Genomic DNA, 14,156 nt, shown 5'->3' on the forward strand with positions numbered 1-14,156 from the left:
GGGGCGTACGGGTGGGGGCGACTCACGCCGCGTCGGCCGCGAGGCGCATGCCGGGCGGGTCGACCAGCGCCATCCGCACCGCGCCCTCGGCGATGCCGCCGTTGCCGTCCCGGAAGCGCCAGGGCATGTCGATGATCTGGACGAACTCGCCCTCCGCGCTCGCCAGCCCGTTGGCCGCGGTGACCGTCGCGGACTTGAGGTACCGGGTCTTTGCACCGGCGTGCGGGCGCAGGGCGTCCGCCAGCAGTACCGGGTCGTCGGCGAATGTCGCCCACCCGTCCGGCGCGCCGTTTCCGACCGGCGATGCTGCCATCGCTGTTCCCCCTTTGTGCACGAGCGCGGACTGAACGTAATCGGCGCCCGTCCATCACCCGGTAACAGCGAAAGAACTGGCCGCGCGGGCCCGACCGACCCGATCGGTCCGGCAGCGTGTCGGAGGTCAGCGGCAGTCGGTGGGCAGTGGTGCGGTCGACAGCAGGGCCGGGCGCATCGCCTGGATCCGCGCCGAGGGCCCGGTGCCGAGTTCGCCCAGCGTCAAGGGCCAGCCGGAGCACGCACGCGAGGGCCCGGCCGGACGAGCCGGCCGGGCCCCGGGGGTGGTGCGGTTCAGCCGCCGAGGCTCGCCGCCGCGGAGGCGATCGCCGGGGCGAAGGTGCTCACCTGGGTGTAGACGCCGGGGTACGAGGGCCGGGCGCAGCCGTTGCCCCAGCTCACGATGCCGACCTGGATCCAGGCGTTGCTCGCGTCCCGCCGGAACATCGGGCCGCCCGAGTCCCCCTGGCAGGTGTCGATGCCGCCGCTGGCGTAGCCGGCGCAGATCTCCTCGTTCGCGATGATCTGGCCACCGTAGTAGGAGTTGCAGGTCGCGTCGCTGACGAACGGCACGGTGGCCTTGCGCAGGTAGCGCTGCTGCGCGCCGCCCTCGCGGGTGGCACCCCAGCCGGCGACCGTGAACGTGCCGTTGTCGTACGCGGTGCTGGTGGCGATCTTCAGCGTCGGGAGCGTGGTGACCGGCGTGGCCAGCCGGATCAGGGCCCAGTCCTTGCCGTTGCCGTTGTAGCCGGGCGCCCGGTAGACGTAGTTCGAGCGGACCTGGATCCGGCTCGACGACTGGAGGTCCACCACGCCGAGGATGGCGGTGATGCTGGTGTTCGTGCCCGTCCTGCCGACGCAGTGCGCGGCGGTCAGCACCAGGTTCGGGCTGTAGAGGGAACCGCCGCAGCCCATGGAGAGCCGGACCATGAAGGGGAACTCGCCCTGCGCGGCCAGCGTCCCGCCCACGACGTACGGGGTCACCTCGGGCCCGGGCTTGGCGGAGGCCGGAACGGCCAGGACGAACGAGCCGGCGGTGACCGCCACCAACGCGGCGGCCAACCGGCCGACGAGTGTGCGCCAACGGACCATGGGAGCCTCCCGAACCCTCGCGACGCGCCGAGGCGGCGCGCCGGAAACCGATGGCGGGAGCCTATGGAGATCTATCGATGGATGGCAATGCCCCGACACATCCCGCGTCGGTCATACCGCAGCCGACCGGAATTCGGCGCGCCGGACGCGCACCGCCCGTTTTGCGCCGGGACCGCCCGGGTACGGCCTTCACATGGACACGAACACGAAGGCACACCTCGTTGGCGGACCCCGGGACGGCAGCACCATCGACACGGGCGGCGACGCCCTGCTGGAGGTGGAGATCGACGGCATGATGCACCGGTACATCCGGACCACGAAGCAGCACGGCGACGACGGCACGGTCTACAACTACGACGGAATGGTGGCGCCGGACGGCGGGGAGCCCGGCGTCGAGGACCCGGAGGCCCGGGTGGCCTCCCCGAAGGCGGACGCGGAGGGCCACGGCGGGAAGCACTGATCCCGCGGATCAGCCCCGGCCGGGCGCGGATGAACCGCGGCCGGCCGGGTAAGCAGCCGGCGACCTGGTGGAACGACCGGAGGTCGCGAGACGCCGCGACCGGGCGCGCGGGCGGGCGGCGCAGGCCGTCCCGCCCGGGCGTACGGTCAGTTGTTGCTGATCCAGTTCCAGGCCGACACGACCCACTCGGTCTGCTGGAGGTAGGCGATCCCGAGACCGGCCAGGAAGACCGCCGTCACCAGGTGCGCCCCGCGCGCGCTGCGCCGTACCCGGCCCAGCTGACGCTCCAGCACCACGCGGCCGAGCAGCCGCGCCAACGCGAAGAGGCCGGCGGCCACCAGCAGGCTCATCAGGAAGATCAGGAACGGGCCGCCCAGGTTCCCGCCGCCCGAGATCGCCCAGATCCCCCAGCAGACGAAGGCGAAGAGCGCGCCGGCGGCACTCCACTCGCCGCCGCGCTTCAACTGCTCGACGTGCCAGCTCAGCGGCCGGCGCGGGGCAGTCGCGCCCGGCCACCCGGTGCCCGTCGGCTCGTGCTCGACGACGGGGAACGGCTCGGTGCGCGTCGTACGGGGCTGCCCGACCGACGCCACCCCCCGCTGGAACGCGTCGCGCTGCGGCGGCACCCCGGCACCGGGCTGCGGCGGCACCTCGACGGTCCGCTCGGCCCACGGCTGCGTCTGGTCGACCATCTCGTCCCCTCCCCTGGACCGACGGCGACCACCGGCCGCCGTCTGTTCCGAGGGTAGCCAGCCGGCAAACCGGTCGCCGAGGCCGTACCGGGGCGCGGGCCCCGATCCGCCGGCCCACGGCGGGGGCGGTCGACCCGGCGACGGCCGACGGGCGCGTCGTCGTGACCGAGGTCACCAGCCACCCCGCTCGGCACGCGCCGGATGCGCGAGCCGGCGCCGACCGGGCCGGGGCGGTACGGTCGGCAGATGGGCGACACGGAGCGACGCCGGCGCCGGCTACGGCACCCGAGCGGTGACACGGGCGGGACCGAGGGCCCGAACGCGACGACCGCCGGGGTGCACGACGGCCCCGAGCCGCCGCGTGGCCGCCGGGGCGGCCCGGGTGACGAGGGCGATCGCGGCCTGCGTGGTCTCGTCGGTCCCGGCTCCTCCCAGGTGAGCGTGACCGCCGCGATGCGGGCCCGCGACGCCGCCCGCCCCACGGCCGAGGACCTGGCCGAGGCCGAGGAACGCGTCGTGATCATCCGCCGCAACTGGACGCCCCGGGAGGACCTCCCCCGCCGCTGACCCGGATCCCGGGGGCGGCCGGGTGTCGGTCAGGGGAGCGTGGGGAGCTGGCGGGTGGTCTCGTAGTCGGCCACCTGGGCGATCCGGCGGGCGTGCCGCTCGTTGCCCGAGAACGGGGTCGTCAGGAACGCCTCGACGATGGCGGTGGCCTCGTCCAGCGTGTGCTGGCGGGCGCCGACCGCGACGACGTTCGCGTCGTTGTGCTCGCGGGCCAGCTGGGCGGTGTCGATGCTCCAGGCGAGAGCCGCCCGGACGCCGGCCACCTTGTTCGCGGCGATCTGCTCGCCGTTGCCCGAGCCGCCGATGACCACCCCGAGGCTGCCCACGTCAGCCACCACCCGGTCACCGGTGTGCAGGCAGAAGGCCGGGTAGTCGTCGTCCGGGTCGAAGGCGTGCGGGCCGACGTCGACAACGTCGTGCCCCTCCTTGGTCAGGTGGTTGACCAGGTGCACCTTCAACTCGAAACCGGCGTGGTCGGATCCCAGGTAGACGCGCATACCGCGCAGTCTGTCAGGCGCGCCTCTGGGACGACGCGCGGGCGGCGCCCCGGAGGCGGATTCGTCACAGGATCAGCGGGGCAGCTCGGCGACCACCAGGCCGCCGCGCGCCTTCGGGGTGAACCAGGTGCTCTTGCGCGGCATCTTCTCCCGCGCCAGGTTGACCGCGACGAAGTCGTCCACCGTCACCGGGGCGACCAGCACCGCCAGCTCGGCCCGGCCCGCGTCGACCTCGCCGGTCAGCCAGCTCGCCGGGTAGTCGCCGCCGACGTAGGTGATCCGCTTGTCGCCCGGGTCGAGCCCCAGCGCGTCGCGCAGCAGCAGCCGCTCGACCAGGGCGTGGTCCAGGTTCTCCAGCCGGTTGTCGCCGACGTGCGGCAGGGTGACCGCGTACCCCCGGCCGGCGAGGCGGAGGTGAACGGTGCCGCCGGCCGCCGGAACCTCGACCGGGCCGTCGATCGGGCTGATCTCCGCGCCGGCGGCGCGGAGCCGGGCGAGCAGGTCGTCGGCGGTGGTGGTCAGCTCGCTGACCAGCCGGTTGTAGGGCTGGATCGCCACCGACGCCGGGGTCGTGACCACCGACAGGAAGCGCGGCAGCCCGCCGGTCTGCGCGGCCAGGCTGCGGTGGTTGCCGTCGGCCACGACCAGCTCGCCGCCGCCCGCGAGGGCGGTCAGCTCGTCCTGGCGCGGGCCCGGCCCCAGCAGCCAGATGGCGTGGGTGCGCCCGGCCTGGTCGGTGTCGGTCGCCGCCGGCGCGCCGGCCGCGTCGGTCGCCGCCGCGAGGGCCGCGTGCAGCTCGTCGCCGCGCCCGGTCTGGAGCAGGAGTACGGGCGACAGCAGGTGGCCCAGGGCCTCGGCGAGCGCCACCCGCTCCCGCACCTTGGCGATGAAGACGTCCTCGTTGCGGATGACCAGGCCGGGCTCGTCGGCCCGGGTGGAGATCTGGTCGGTGTCCACCATGGCGAAGAGCCCGTACGCGTTCTCCTCCCCCGGCGCGCTGATCCGGTAGAGGACCACGACCTGCTCGGCGGGCGTGTAGCTGCCGTCGGCCTTGGCCTCGGCGAGCCGGGTCACCGCGTCCGGCAGGGCGTCGAGGAAGGACTTCCCCAGGCTCTCCGGCGCCCGGTGCGGCATCTCGATGCCGAGGGCACTGTGCGGGTTCGCCTCGATGATCGCGGTGATCTCCGCGTCGTCGGCGAACTCGTCGTAGTTCTGCGCGCCGGTGCCGCCAGTGGTGATCCAGGCCCGGGCGATCGGATGCACGACCGTCATGGGCGGAGACGCTACCGGCGACGCGAGTCCCACCGACGCGGGACCCGCGCGGGGTCCACCAGATGAAAGAGCTACCGGAGCCGGTGCGCCGGAATCAGGCGGTGCGGTCGGACTGTCCCGCCGCCCGGCGGTGCCGGCCGCCCGGCGTGGGGCCGCCCGCCGGGCGGCGACCCGGCGCACCCGGTCCGGCGGGCACGATCCTCCGGGTCCCGGCCGCCGCGACCGGCACCGGCCGGTGCTCGGCCGGCGGGGTGAGCCGGGAGGTGGCCGGCACGCGGGCGACGCCGACCACGATCGGCGGGGCGAGCAGGTCCACCATGTGGGCGGGAAGGTCGGGACGGACCGCCGGCCAGCGGGAGTCGTCGACCGACCAGTACGCCGCCTCCGGGCGCTCGGTCACCTCCTCCCGGGTCGACGGATCGTCACCGGGCACACGGTGCTTGGCCATCGGAACTGCCTCCACGAGCTGCGGGGTGCGGCCCTGCGGGTCGCTGCGGCGGACACCCGGGCCAACGATCCCGCCGCCACCCCGGTGACGCACCGCCCACCCTCTCCCCGGCCCCGCCCCATCCGTGGATCGAGGGGTTCGGGTCGAGGATCCGACGCGAACCCCTCGATCGGTCCGGAGGGTGCCCACGGGAGGGCCGGGGATGCAGTGGTCAGTCGAAGATGGGGTCGCGGTCGCGGGAGCGCTTCAGCTCGTAGAAGCCCGGGGTGCCGGCGACCAGCAGGACGCCGTCCCAGAGCCGGCCGGCGGCCTCCCCCTTCGGCGCCGGGGTGACCACCGGGCCGAAGAAGGCGACGGTGCCGCCGTCCGGGCCGGGCGCGTGGATCACGGGAGTGCCGACGTCGGTGCCGACCGGACGCATGCCGGCCTCGTGGCTGGCCCGCAGCGCCTCGTCGTGGGCGGTGCCCTCGGCGACGTCGGCCAGCGCCGGGTCGAGCCCGACATCGGTCAGCGCGGCGACGAACAGCTCCCGCGTGAGCTTCTCCTGCCCGAGGTGGATCCGGGTGCCGAGCGCGGTGTAGAGCTTCCGGACGGCGTCCTGGCCGTACCGCTGCTGCACCGCGACGCAGACCCGCACCGGGCCCCAGCCGGTCCGCATCAGCTCCTGGTACTGCTCCGGCAGCTCCCGGCCCTCGTTGAGCACCGACAGGCTCATCACGTGGAACCGGATGTCCACGTCCCGGACCTGCTCCACCTCCAGCAGCCAACGGGAGGTGATCCACGCCCACGGGCAGAGGGGGTCGAACCACATGTCTACGGCGGCACGCTCGCTCACGGCTGGTCCCTTCACGACGGGTGCGCCGGCCTCCCGGCGCCTCCTGCGATCTTCACCCCGACGGGTATCGACCGACAGCGGAATGAGAGCGTGACCTCGCCCACCACAGGGTGTTCGTGCATGGAAGACTCGAATCCGGCCGTCACGAGCGGTCGATGACGGCGCCACCAGGGCGTGCGGCGAAACGGGATGGAGACGAACAGTGCCGGGAGTGCGCAACCTGACGCAGGTCGAGGCCACCGAGCGGGCCCGCCTGCTCGACGTGACCGGATACGACATCAGTCTGGACCTCTCGTCCGCCGTACTGGCGGCCGAGGCTCGCACCTTCCGCTCGACCACCGAGGTGCGGTTCCGGTGCGCGGAACCCGGCGCGAGCACCTTCATCGAGCTGGCCGCCGACTCCGTGCGGTCCGCGACGCTGAACGGCACCCCGGTGGACCTGGGCGACTGGTCGGCCGAGAAGGGCCTGACCCTGTCGGGACTGGACAGCGAGAACACGCTCGTCGTCGAGGCGGACTTCGCGTACTCGAACAGCGGGCAGGGGCTGCACCGCAGCGTCGACCCCGTCGACGGTGAGACCTACCTCTACAGCCAGTTCGAGACGGCCGACGCCCAGCGGGTCTACGCGTGCTTCGACCAGCCCGACCTGAAGAGCGTCTACACCTGGCACGCCACCGTCCCGGAGCACTGGAAGGTGATCTCCAACATGCCGGTGGAGCGGGAGGAGGCGGCGGGCGAGGGACTGAAGACGGTCCACCTCGCCCCCTCGGTGCGGATGAGCACCTACATCACCGCCCTCTGCGCCGGGCCGTACCACGAGGTGCGCGACAGCCACGACGGCATCGACCTGGGCGCGTTCTGCCGGGCCTCGATGGCGCCGCACCTCGACTCGGACGACCTCTTCCTGGTCACCAAGCAGGGCTTCGACTTCTTCCACGAGCAGTTCGGCGTGCGCTACCCGCTGCCCAAGTACGACCAGCTGTGGGTGCCCGACTTCAACGCCGGCGCGATGGAGAACTTCGGCTGCGTCACGCACGCCGAGGCGCACTACCTCTTCCGCTCGCAGGTGACCGACTACGAGTACGAGCAGCGGGCCAACACGATCCTGCACGAGCTGGCGCACATGTGGTTCGGTGACCTGGTCACCATGCGCTGGTGGAACGACCTGTGGCTCAACGAGTCGTTCGCCGAGTGGGCCAGCCACTGGTGCAACACCCACGCCACCCGCTTCACCGAGGCCTGGACGACGTTCCTGTCCATCCGGAAGAACTGGGGCTACCGGCAGGACCAGCTCTCCTCCACCCACCCGGTCTACTGCGAGATGCCGGACCTGGAGGCGGTCGAGGTCAACTTCGACGGCATCACCTACGCCAAGGGCGCGAGCGTGCTCAAGCAGCTCGTCGCGTACGTCGGTGAGGAGCCGTTCCTGGCCGGCCTGCGGGCATACTTCGCCAAGCACGCCTGGGGCAACGCCACCTTCGACGACCTGCTCTCCGAGCTGGAGGCGGCCTCCGGCCGGGAGCTGCGCAAGTTCGCCGCCCAGTGGCTGGAGACGGCGCAGGTCAACACGCTGCGGCCGGAGCTGACGATCGGCGCGGACGGCACCTACGAGCAGGTGGTCGTGCTCCAGGAGGCGCCCACCGCGCACCCGGCGCTGCGTACCCACCGGATCGGGGTGGGCCTCTACGACCTGACCGACGGCCGGCTGGTCCGCCGCGAGCGCCACGAGGTCGACGTCACCGGCGACCGGACCGAGGTGACCGCGCTGCGTGGCGTGCCCGCCGCCGACGTGCTGCTGCTCAACGACGACGACCTCACCTACGCCAAGCTGCGCCTCGACGAGCGGTCGATGGCCACCGTGGTGCAGCACATCGCCGGCTTCGAGTCGTCGCTGGCCCGCGCGCTGTGCTGGACCGCCGCCTGGGACATGACCCGCGACGCCGAACTGGCCGCCCGCGACTACGTGGCGCTGGTGCTGGCGGGGCTGCCCGCCGAGACCGACATCAACCTGGTCAACGCCGCCCTGCGCCAGGCCAAGTCGGCGCTCAGCTTCTACGCCGACCCGGCCTGGGCGCCGACCGGCTGGGCGGAGCTGGCCCGCACCGCGCGCACGACGCTGGCGACGGCGGAACCGGGCAGCGGCTTCCAGCTGACCTGGGCCCGCGCGTACGCCACGGCGGCCCGCTCGGCCGAGGACCTGGCCACCCTGCGCGGCTGGCTGGCCGGCACCGACGTCCCGACCGGCCTGTCCATCGACACCGAGCTGCGCTGGGCCGTGCTGGACGCGCTGGTCGCCAACGGCGCGGCCGGTCCCGCGGAGATCGAGGCCGAGCTGGCCGGGGACCGGACGGCCAGTGGCGAACGCGAGGCCGCGTACGCGCACGCGCTGGTGCCGACGGCGGAGAACAAGGCGGCCGTCTGGGCCCAGCTGACCGGCCCGGAGGCGCTGCCGAACTGGCGCAACCGGGCGCTGTTGCAGGGTCTCATCCACCCGGCGCAGATCGAGCTGACGGTGCCCTACCGGGACAGGTACTTCGCCACGGTGGACCAGGTCTGGGGCAGCCGGGACAGCGAGCCGGCGCAGGAGTTCGCGCAGCTGGCGTACCCGGCGTACCTGGTGGACGAGGAGACCGTGGCGGCCACCGACGCGTGGCTGGCCGGCGACGGCCATCCGACGTCGCTGCGCCGGCTGGTGGTCGAGGGCCGCGACGGCGTCGTCCGCGCCCTGCGGGCCCGCGAGCGGGACGCCCGTAGCGCCTGACGTACGCGTCACACGGCGAAGCCCGGTCCGCGTCGCGGACCGGGCTTCGCCACTCAGTGCAGGCGCGAGGCGCGCCGGGGTCGTTCAGCCCTTGCCGGCGTGGCTGGCGAGCTGGTCGAGGCCGTTGATGATGCCGCCGGCCAGGTCGCCGCCGCCGAACGCCGCCACCATCGACAGCGCGGCGAGCCGGGCGTAGGTGTCGGGGATGCGCTTGCGGGCGTGCCGACCGGTGACGATCTCCAGCTGCCGCTGGTTGGGCGACACCGCGATCAGGACCGACCGGTCGGGCTCGGCGAGCTGGCGGTGCAGCCGCTCGGCGTGCTCCCGGATCGGCTCGTCGAGGCCGCCGACGAAGACCGAGAAGACCAGGCCGGTGCCCTGGTCGGCCAGGCGCAGGGCCTCGTCGATGCGCAGCAGCTGGCGGGTCGAGAACGGCCCGTCCAGCACCTCGGGCGGGTTTCCCGTCCCGGCCTGCTTCTCACCAACGGTCACTTGCGCCTCCGGTTCCACCGGCCGGCGGCTCGACGCCGGCCCGCTCGAGCTTGTGGCTGGTCAGCGCCGGCGCCTGCGCGCCCGCTGCCAGGGCGGTGCCGGCCGAGTCGGCCAGCTGCTCCGGCCGGCCCAGGAACCAGACCGGAGTGAAGTCGAAGGACCGGCCCGGTCGGTAGCGCTTGGCGCCGCCACCGCCGCCACCACGGCTACCGGCGTACGCCAGACCGGCGATCACCAGCACCGCGGCCGCCGGGATGCCGACGAAGACCAGCAACGTCTCGGTTACAGACAATCCCAACGCCCCCAGGCGGAAGAAGAGACCTCAAGGATCCGGGTCGGGTGGACGATCATGGCGCCGACCGCCCGACACCGCTGCCATTCACGTTAGCGGAGCCCACGGCCCGCCAGATTGCGGGGTGGCGATCCCATCCGCCACTGGAGTGCTCCAGTTGCGCAGCCGTGGCGAGCAACCTCGCGTCGTCGCCGTACCGACCGGTCAGCAGGACCCCCACGGGCAGCCCCTCGGCGGTGACGCCCACCGGCAGGGACACGGACGGATCGCCCGTCACGTTGAAGACGGCGCAGTACGGCGAGAACCGGCGTTGCCGGTCGAAGTCCTCGGCCGGGTCGCCACCCTCGGCGAACCAGCCCAGCGGCGCCTGCGGCGCGGCGAGGGTCGGGCAGAGCAGCAGGTCGCAGCCGGCGGTGCGACGCACGCCGAGGCGCACCTGCGCCTGGAGTTCGCCGAGCGTGGCGGTGAGGGTGCCGGCGGAGATCGCCGCGCCCCGGGCCCGCAGGTGTCGGGTCAGCGGCAGCAGCGCGCTCTCCCGCTCCGGCGGCACGGGCGCGAGCGCTAGCACGTACCAGACGATCTCGAACAGCGGCCACACGGCGGGCCCGAGGGGCGCGGGGACGTCGACCACCTCGTGGCCGGCGGCGGTGAGCAGCGCCGCCGCCCGGTCCACGGCGGCGAGGCAGTCGGGGTGGACCGGCTCCTCGGCGAGCATCGGGGCGGTGAACCGCCCGACGCGCAGCCGCCCCGGGTCGGCCCCGCGGGCCGCACCGAGCCAGCCGCCCGCGGGCGGGGCGGGTGCCAGGTAGGGCTCGCCGGGCACCGGCCGGGCGAGCACGTCGAGCAACGCCGCCACGTCGGCGACCGTACGCCCGATCGGCCCGTTGGTGGGCAGGCCGTAGGCGCCGGAGCCCACCGGCCCGCCGGAGACCAGTCCTCGGCTCGGCTTGTAGCCGACCAGGCCGCACAGCGACGCCGGGATGCGCAGCGAGCCGCCGCCGTCGGAGCCCTGGGCGACCGGCACCAGACCGGCCGCGACGGCCGCCGCCGCCCCTCCGCTGGAGCCGCCGGCGGTGTACGCCAGGTCCCACGGGTTGCGGGCCGGCGGCGCGACCAGCCCCTCCGAGTAGAGCGAACAGCCCAGCTCGGAGGTGGTGGTCTTGCCCAGGCTCACCAGCCCGGCCGCCGCCATGAACCGGACCACGTCGGCGTCCACCGGCGGCACGAAGTCGGCGAACGCCGCCGAGCCGAAGGTGGTGCGCACCCCGGCGGTGAGGGTGAGGTCCTTGATCGCGGTCGGCACGCCGTGCAACGGGCCGCGCTCGTCGGCGAGAACGGCGTCGGCGGCGCGGGCCGCCGCGCGGGCCCGCTCGCCGGTGACCGTGACGAACGCGCCGACGGTGTCGCCGAGCGCGTCGACCCGGGTCAGGTGGTGCTCGACCAGCTCGACGCTGGACAGCTCGCCTCCGGCGATCGCGGCGGCCTGCTCCAGCGCGGTCAGGTCGTGCGGCTCGGCCATCCCCTCATCCTGCCCGCCCGGTCCCCGCTCCGCCGCACGACACGACCGGCCGGCGGTGCGACGAGCGCCATATCCCCCCGGACATGACCACATCGGGATGACCGGCCACCGGCACCCGGCACAGAGGATGGAGACAGATCGAAGAAGATCACCCCCCACCGGTGGCCCCCGCACCGCCGCCACCGACCCCCACCCCCGCAGGGAGCGTCGCCGTGCAACCCGTACCCGCCCTCCACCCCGGCCCGGGTCGTCGCTGGGCCTCGCGCGCCACCCGTCCGCTGCTGGCCCTCGCCCTGGTCGGCGCGGGCCTGGCCGCCACTCCCGCCGCGCCGGCCGGCGCCCGGGACCTGCCCCCGGCCGCGCCGCTGGCCGCCAACCCGTACGAGCGGGGCCCCGCACCCACCGTGGCCAGCATCGAGGCCACCCGCGGCCCCTTCGCCACCGCGCAGACCACCGTCGCCGCCGGCAGCGTCAGCGGCTTCGGCGGCGGGACGATCTACTACCCGACCAGCACCGCCGAGGGCACCTTCGGCGCGGTCGCCATCTCCCCCGGCTTCACCGCGCGCCAGACCTCGGTCGCGTGGCTCGGCCCCCGCCTGGCCTCGCAGGGCTTCGTCGTCATCACCATCGACACCCGGTCCGTGTACGACCAGCCGGCCAGCCGGGGCACCCAGTTGCTGGCCGCCCTGGACTACCTGACCAACACCAGCACCGTCCGCGCCCGGATCGACCGGAACCGGCTCGCCGTGATGGGTCACTCGATGGGCGGCGGCGGCAGCCTGTCGGCGGCCAGCACCCGGCCCGCGTTGCAGGCGGCGATCCCGCTGACCGGCTGGCACGCCCAGAAGAGCTGGTCGTCGGTGCGCGTACCGACGCTGGTCATCGGGGCCGAGAACGACACGGTGGCCCCGGTCTCGTCGCACTCGGAGCCGTTCTACACCAGCCTGCCGGCCACTCTGGACAAGGCGTACCTGGAGCTGAACGCGGCGAGCCACTCCGCGCCCACCTCGTCGAACGTGACGGTGGCGAAGTACAGCATCTCCTGGCTCAAGCGGTTCGTCGACGACGACACCCGCTACGAGCAGTTCCTCTGCCCGGCCCCCCAGGGCTCGGCGATCGAGGAGTACCGGGACACCTGCCCGCACTCCTGAACCCCACGCTCCGGGGCCGTCGCGCGCACTGGGGGCCGCGACGGCTCCGGATTCCACCCGCCGGGCGGCGCGGGGCCCCTCGGGGACCGCGCCGCCCGGACGCGGCTCAGGAGCGGGTGCCGAGGAACCGCAGGGCGTTGCCGCCGAGCAGCAGGTCGCGCTGTTCCCCGGTGAGGAAGTCCGCCTCCCGCACCACCCGGCCGACCGGCCGCTCCCCCAGCGGGTACGGGTAGTCGCTGCCGACGAGCACCCGCTCGGCGCCCATCGTGTCGACCAGCAGCCGCAGCGCGGGCGTGGAGAAGACCACCGAGTCGACGCAGAACCGGTCGACGTACGAGCTGGGCGGGGCGGTGGAGTCACCGCGTACCAGGTCGCCCCGGCGGTGCCAGGCGTTGTCGGCGCGGCCCAGCCAGAACGGGAAGCTGCCGCCGCCGTGCGCGAAGCAGATCCGCAGCGTGTCGGGCACCCGGTCGAAGACGCCGCCGAGGATCAGCGCCAGCACCGACAGGTGCGTCTCGGCGGGCATCCCGGCGAGCCAGCGGGCCATCCACCGGTCCAGCCGGGGGCCGCCCGGCATGTCCCACGGATGCACGAACACCGGCGCGCCCACCTGGGCGCAGTGCGTCAGGAACTCCACGATCCCGGCGTCGTCCAGGTCGCGGTCGCCGACGTGGTTGCCGATCTCCACGCCGGCGTGCCCAACCGCGAGGCAGCGGTCCAGCTCGGCGCAGGCCGCCTCCGGGTCCTGCAACGGCACCTGGCAGAACGGCACCAGCCGGTCGCCACCGGCGGCGGTGACCTCCAGGGTGAGGTCGTTGAAGATCCGGGCCATCTTCACCGCCTGGTCGGCGGGCCGGTCGTAGCTGAAGAAGACCGGGGTGGGCGAGACGACCTGCACGTCCACGCCGTCGGCGTCCATGTCACCGAGGCGGGTCGGCGCGTCCCAGCACTCCGCCCCGACCGGGCGGAACTCCGTCTCCCCCACCATGATCATGGCCGCCCGCTCGGAGTCGACCCGCAGCCAGGGCCAGCCGGACCCGCCGCACGCCGCGTCGAGGTCCGGCCACCCCTTCGGTACGACGTGCGTGTGCACGTCGACCACGGGAGACCGCGCCGGCCCGGGCCCGGCGGGCATCAGCCCTTGCCCGGGTGCAGCGCGCCGCAGTTCGCGCAGGTACGGGCGGCCTCGTCGGCGTAGAACGCCTGGAACACCGGGGGCAGGTCGGCGGCGATGTCCCTGACCTGCAACTCCACCTCGTGCACCTTGTGCCCGCACTCGGTGCAGTACCACTGGAACTTCTCCAGCGTGCCCTCCTCGCGGACCCGCTCCACGACCACGCCGATCGAGCCGGCCTCGGGTCGCTGCGGCGAGTGCGGGGTGTTGCGCGGCAGCATCCACATCTGGCCCTCGCGCACGTGCACCGTACGCGGCCCCTCCGGGGTCATCAGGTTGACGTGCATGTTGCCCTTGACCTGGTAGAAGAACTCCTCGTACGGGTCGACGTGGAAGTCGGTGCGCTGGTTGGGCCCGCCCACCACCATCACGATGAAGTCGTCGGAGCCCGGGAACATCTCCTTGTTGCCGACCGGCGGCTTGAGCAGGTGCTGGTTCTCCGCGATCCAACCGGGGAAGCTGAACGGCTCCGCGATCTCACTCACGACTGACCTCCTGACGGAAGAAGGGCCACGGCCTGAATCTCGATGAGCAGGTGCGGGTGGGGTAGTTGGTGCACGGCGACGGTGGTGCGGGTGGGGCCGGTGGCGTC

The 14,156-nt window shown here is 73.7% G+C and carries 16 protein-coding genes and 1 pseudogene; 4 read left to right on the top strand and 13 right to left on the bottom strand.

Annotated features, from left to right (window positions below):
* Positions 1-22: 22 nt before the first annotated feature.
* On the bottom strand, positions 23-313 hold the full coding sequence (locus ACFHW0_RS29335; protein WP_416612826.1) for a hypothetical protein: 291 nt from the start codon (positions 311-313) through the stop codon (positions 23-25).
* A gap of 293 nt (positions 314-606) precedes the next feature.
* The gene (locus ACFHW0_RS29340) at positions 607-1,404 is read right to left on the bottom strand and encodes a S1 family peptidase (RefSeq protein WP_416612828.1); all 798 of its coding nucleotides are present in this window, start codon (positions 1,402-1,404) and stop codon (positions 607-609) included.
* A gap of 193 nt (positions 1,405-1,597) precedes the next feature.
* Here ACFHW0_RS29340 and ACFHW0_RS29345 point away from each other — a divergent pair, with 193 nt between their 5' ends.
* Positions 1,598-1,864 carry a hypothetical protein gene (locus ACFHW0_RS29345; RefSeq protein WP_416612830.1) on the top strand — a complete coding sequence of 89 codons (267 nt, stop codon included), beginning with the start codon at positions 1,598-1,600 and terminating at the stop codon, positions 1,862-1,864.
* A 146-nt stretch (positions 1,865-2,010) separates the two neighbouring features.
* On the opposite strand, the gene ACFHW0_RS29350 is transcribed toward ACFHW0_RS29345, so the two are convergent.
* Entirely contained in the window at positions 2,011-2,556 is a 546-nt protein-coding gene (locus ACFHW0_RS29350; RefSeq protein WP_416612832.1) for a hypothetical protein, read from the bottom strand.
* A 246-nt stretch (positions 2,557-2,802) separates the two neighbouring features.
* On the opposite strand from ACFHW0_RS29350, the gene ACFHW0_RS29355 reads away from it, so the two are divergent.
* Positions 2,803-3,123: a hypothetical protein gene (locus ACFHW0_RS29355; RefSeq protein WP_416612834.1), complete on the top strand. Its 321-nt coding sequence runs from the start codon at positions 2,803-2,805 to the stop codon at positions 3,121-3,123.
* 29 nt (positions 3,124-3,152) lie between these two features.
* Here the strand turns inward: ACFHW0_RS29355 and ACFHW0_RS29360 are convergent, their stop codons facing one another.
* From ACFHW0_RS29360 to ACFHW0_RS29375, 4 genes are all read right to left on the bottom strand, one after another.
* The gene (locus ACFHW0_RS29360; protein ID WP_416612836.1) at positions 3,153-3,620 is read right to left on the bottom strand and encodes a ribose-5-phosphate isomerase; all 468 of its coding nucleotides are present in this window, start codon (positions 3,618-3,620) and stop codon (positions 3,153-3,155) included.
* Positions 3,621-3,692: 72 nt separating this feature from the next.
* Complete coding sequence (locus ACFHW0_RS29365) at positions 3,693-4,892, bottom strand: DUF1015 family protein (RefSeq protein WP_416612838.1); 1,200 nt, start codon at positions 4,890-4,892, stop codon at positions 3,693-3,695.
* A 94-nt stretch (positions 4,893-4,986) separates the two neighbouring features.
* A complete protein-coding gene (locus ACFHW0_RS29370; protein ID WP_416612840.1) occupies positions 4,987-5,340 on the bottom strand; it encodes a hypothetical protein in 354 nt (117 codons plus the stop codon).
* Between the two features lie 211 nt (positions 5,341-5,551).
* Positions 5,552-6,175 (bottom strand): disulfide bond formation protein DsbA, encoded by a 624-nt coding sequence (locus ACFHW0_RS29375; RefSeq protein WP_416612842.1) that lies wholly within the window; start codon positions 6,173-6,175, stop codon positions 5,552-5,554.
* A 211-nt stretch (positions 6,176-6,386) separates the two neighbouring features.
* Between ACFHW0_RS29375 and pepN the strand changes: the two genes are divergently transcribed.
* Positions 6,387-8,936, top strand: a complete 2,550-nt coding sequence (pepN, locus tag ACFHW0_RS29380) for an aminopeptidase N (RefSeq protein WP_416612844.1) — start codon at positions 6,387-6,389, stop codon at positions 8,934-8,936.
* An 84-nt stretch (positions 8,937-9,020) separates the two neighbouring features.
* On the opposite strand, the gene ACFHW0_RS29385 is transcribed toward pepN, so the two are convergent.
* From ACFHW0_RS29385 to ACFHW0_RS29395, 3 genes are all read right to left on the bottom strand, one after another.
* The gene (locus tag ACFHW0_RS29385) at positions 9,021-9,428 is read right to left on the bottom strand and encodes a DUF5130 family protein (RefSeq protein ID WP_132239293.1); all 408 of its coding nucleotides are present in this window, start codon (positions 9,426-9,428) and stop codon (positions 9,021-9,023) included.
* Entirely contained in the window at positions 9,415-9,702 is a 288-nt protein-coding gene (locus tag ACFHW0_RS29390) for a hypothetical protein (RefSeq protein WP_416612853.1), read from the bottom strand. The genes ACFHW0_RS29385 and ACFHW0_RS29390 overlap by 14 nt, the downstream gene beginning before the upstream one ends.
* Positions 9,703-9,775: 73 nt before the next feature.
* On the bottom strand, positions 9,776-11,239 hold the full coding sequence (locus tag ACFHW0_RS29395) for an amidase (RefSeq protein ID WP_416612845.1): 1,464 nt from the start codon (positions 11,237-11,239) through the stop codon (positions 9,776-9,778).
* A gap of 278 nt (positions 11,240-11,517) precedes the next feature.
* Between ACFHW0_RS29395 and ACFHW0_RS29400 the strand changes: the two genes are divergently transcribed.
* Positions 11,518-12,390: an alpha/beta hydrolase gene (locus ACFHW0_RS29400; protein WP_416612855.1), complete on the top strand. Its 873-nt coding sequence runs from the start codon at positions 11,518-11,520 to the stop codon at positions 12,388-12,390.
* 106 nt (positions 12,391-12,496) lie between these two features.
* On the opposite strand, the gene ACFHW0_RS29405 is transcribed toward ACFHW0_RS29400, so the two are convergent.
* From ACFHW0_RS29405 to ACFHW0_RS29415, 3 genes and pseudogenes are all read right to left on the bottom strand, one after another.
* Complete coding sequence (locus ACFHW0_RS29405; protein ID WP_416612847.1) at positions 12,497-13,525, bottom strand: amidohydrolase family protein; 1,029 nt, start codon at positions 13,523-13,525, stop codon at positions 12,497-12,499.
* A complete protein-coding gene (locus tag ACFHW0_RS29410) occupies positions 13,525-14,049 on the bottom strand; it encodes a 3-hydroxyanthranilate 3,4-dioxygenase (protein WP_416612849.1) in 525 nt (174 codons plus the stop codon). The genes ACFHW0_RS29405 and ACFHW0_RS29410 overlap by 1 nt, the downstream gene beginning before the upstream one ends.
* Positions 14,046-14,156, bottom strand: a pseudogene (locus ACFHW0_RS29415) (RidA family protein); the annotation flags it as partial. The pseudogene ACFHW0_RS29415 and the gene ACFHW0_RS29410, both read right to left, overlap by 4 nt.

The organism is Micromonospora sp. LOL_025 (genome assembly GCF_048060285.1).
GTDB lineage: Bacteria > Actinomycetota > Actinomycetes > Mycobacteriales > Micromonosporaceae > Micromonospora.

Coding starts and splice junctions, on each gene's coding strand:
- ACFHW0_RS29350 (WP_416612832.1), bottom strand. CDS start 2,556: ATGGTCGACCAGACGCAGCCGTGGGCCGAGCGGACCGTCGAGGTGCCG.
- ACFHW0_RS29335 (WP_416612826.1), bottom strand. CDS start 313: ATGGCAGCATCGCCGGTCGGAAACGGCGCGCCGGACGGGTGGGCGACA.
- ACFHW0_RS29365 (WP_416612838.1), bottom strand. CDS start 4,892: ATGACGGTCGTGCATCCGATCGCCCGGGCCTGGATCACCACTGGCGGC.
- ACFHW0_RS29345 (WP_416612830.1), top strand. CDS start 1,598: ATGGACACGAACACGAAGGCACACCTCGTTGGCGGACCCCGGGACGGC.
- ACFHW0_RS29340 (WP_416612828.1), bottom strand. CDS start 1,404: ATGGTCCGTTGGCGCACACTCGTCGGCCGGTTGGCCGCCGCGTTGGTG.
- ACFHW0_RS29360 (WP_416612836.1), bottom strand. CDS start 3,620: ATGCGCGTCTACCTGGGATCCGACCACGCCGGTTTCGAGTTGAAGGTG.
- ACFHW0_RS29395 (WP_416612845.1), bottom strand. CDS start 11,239: ATGGCCGAGCCGCACGACCTGACCGCGCTGGAGCAGGCCGCCGCGATC.
- ACFHW0_RS29405 (WP_416612847.1), bottom strand. CDS start 13,525: ATGCCCGCCGGGCCCGGGCCGGCGCGGTCTCCCGTGGTCGACGTGCAC.
- ACFHW0_RS29355 (WP_416612834.1), top strand. CDS start 2,803: ATGGGCGACACGGAGCGACGCCGGCGCCGGCTACGGCACCCGAGCGGT.
- ACFHW0_RS29370 (WP_416612840.1), bottom strand. CDS start 5,340: ATGGCCAAGCACCGTGTGCCCGGTGACGATCCGTCGACCCGGGAGGAG.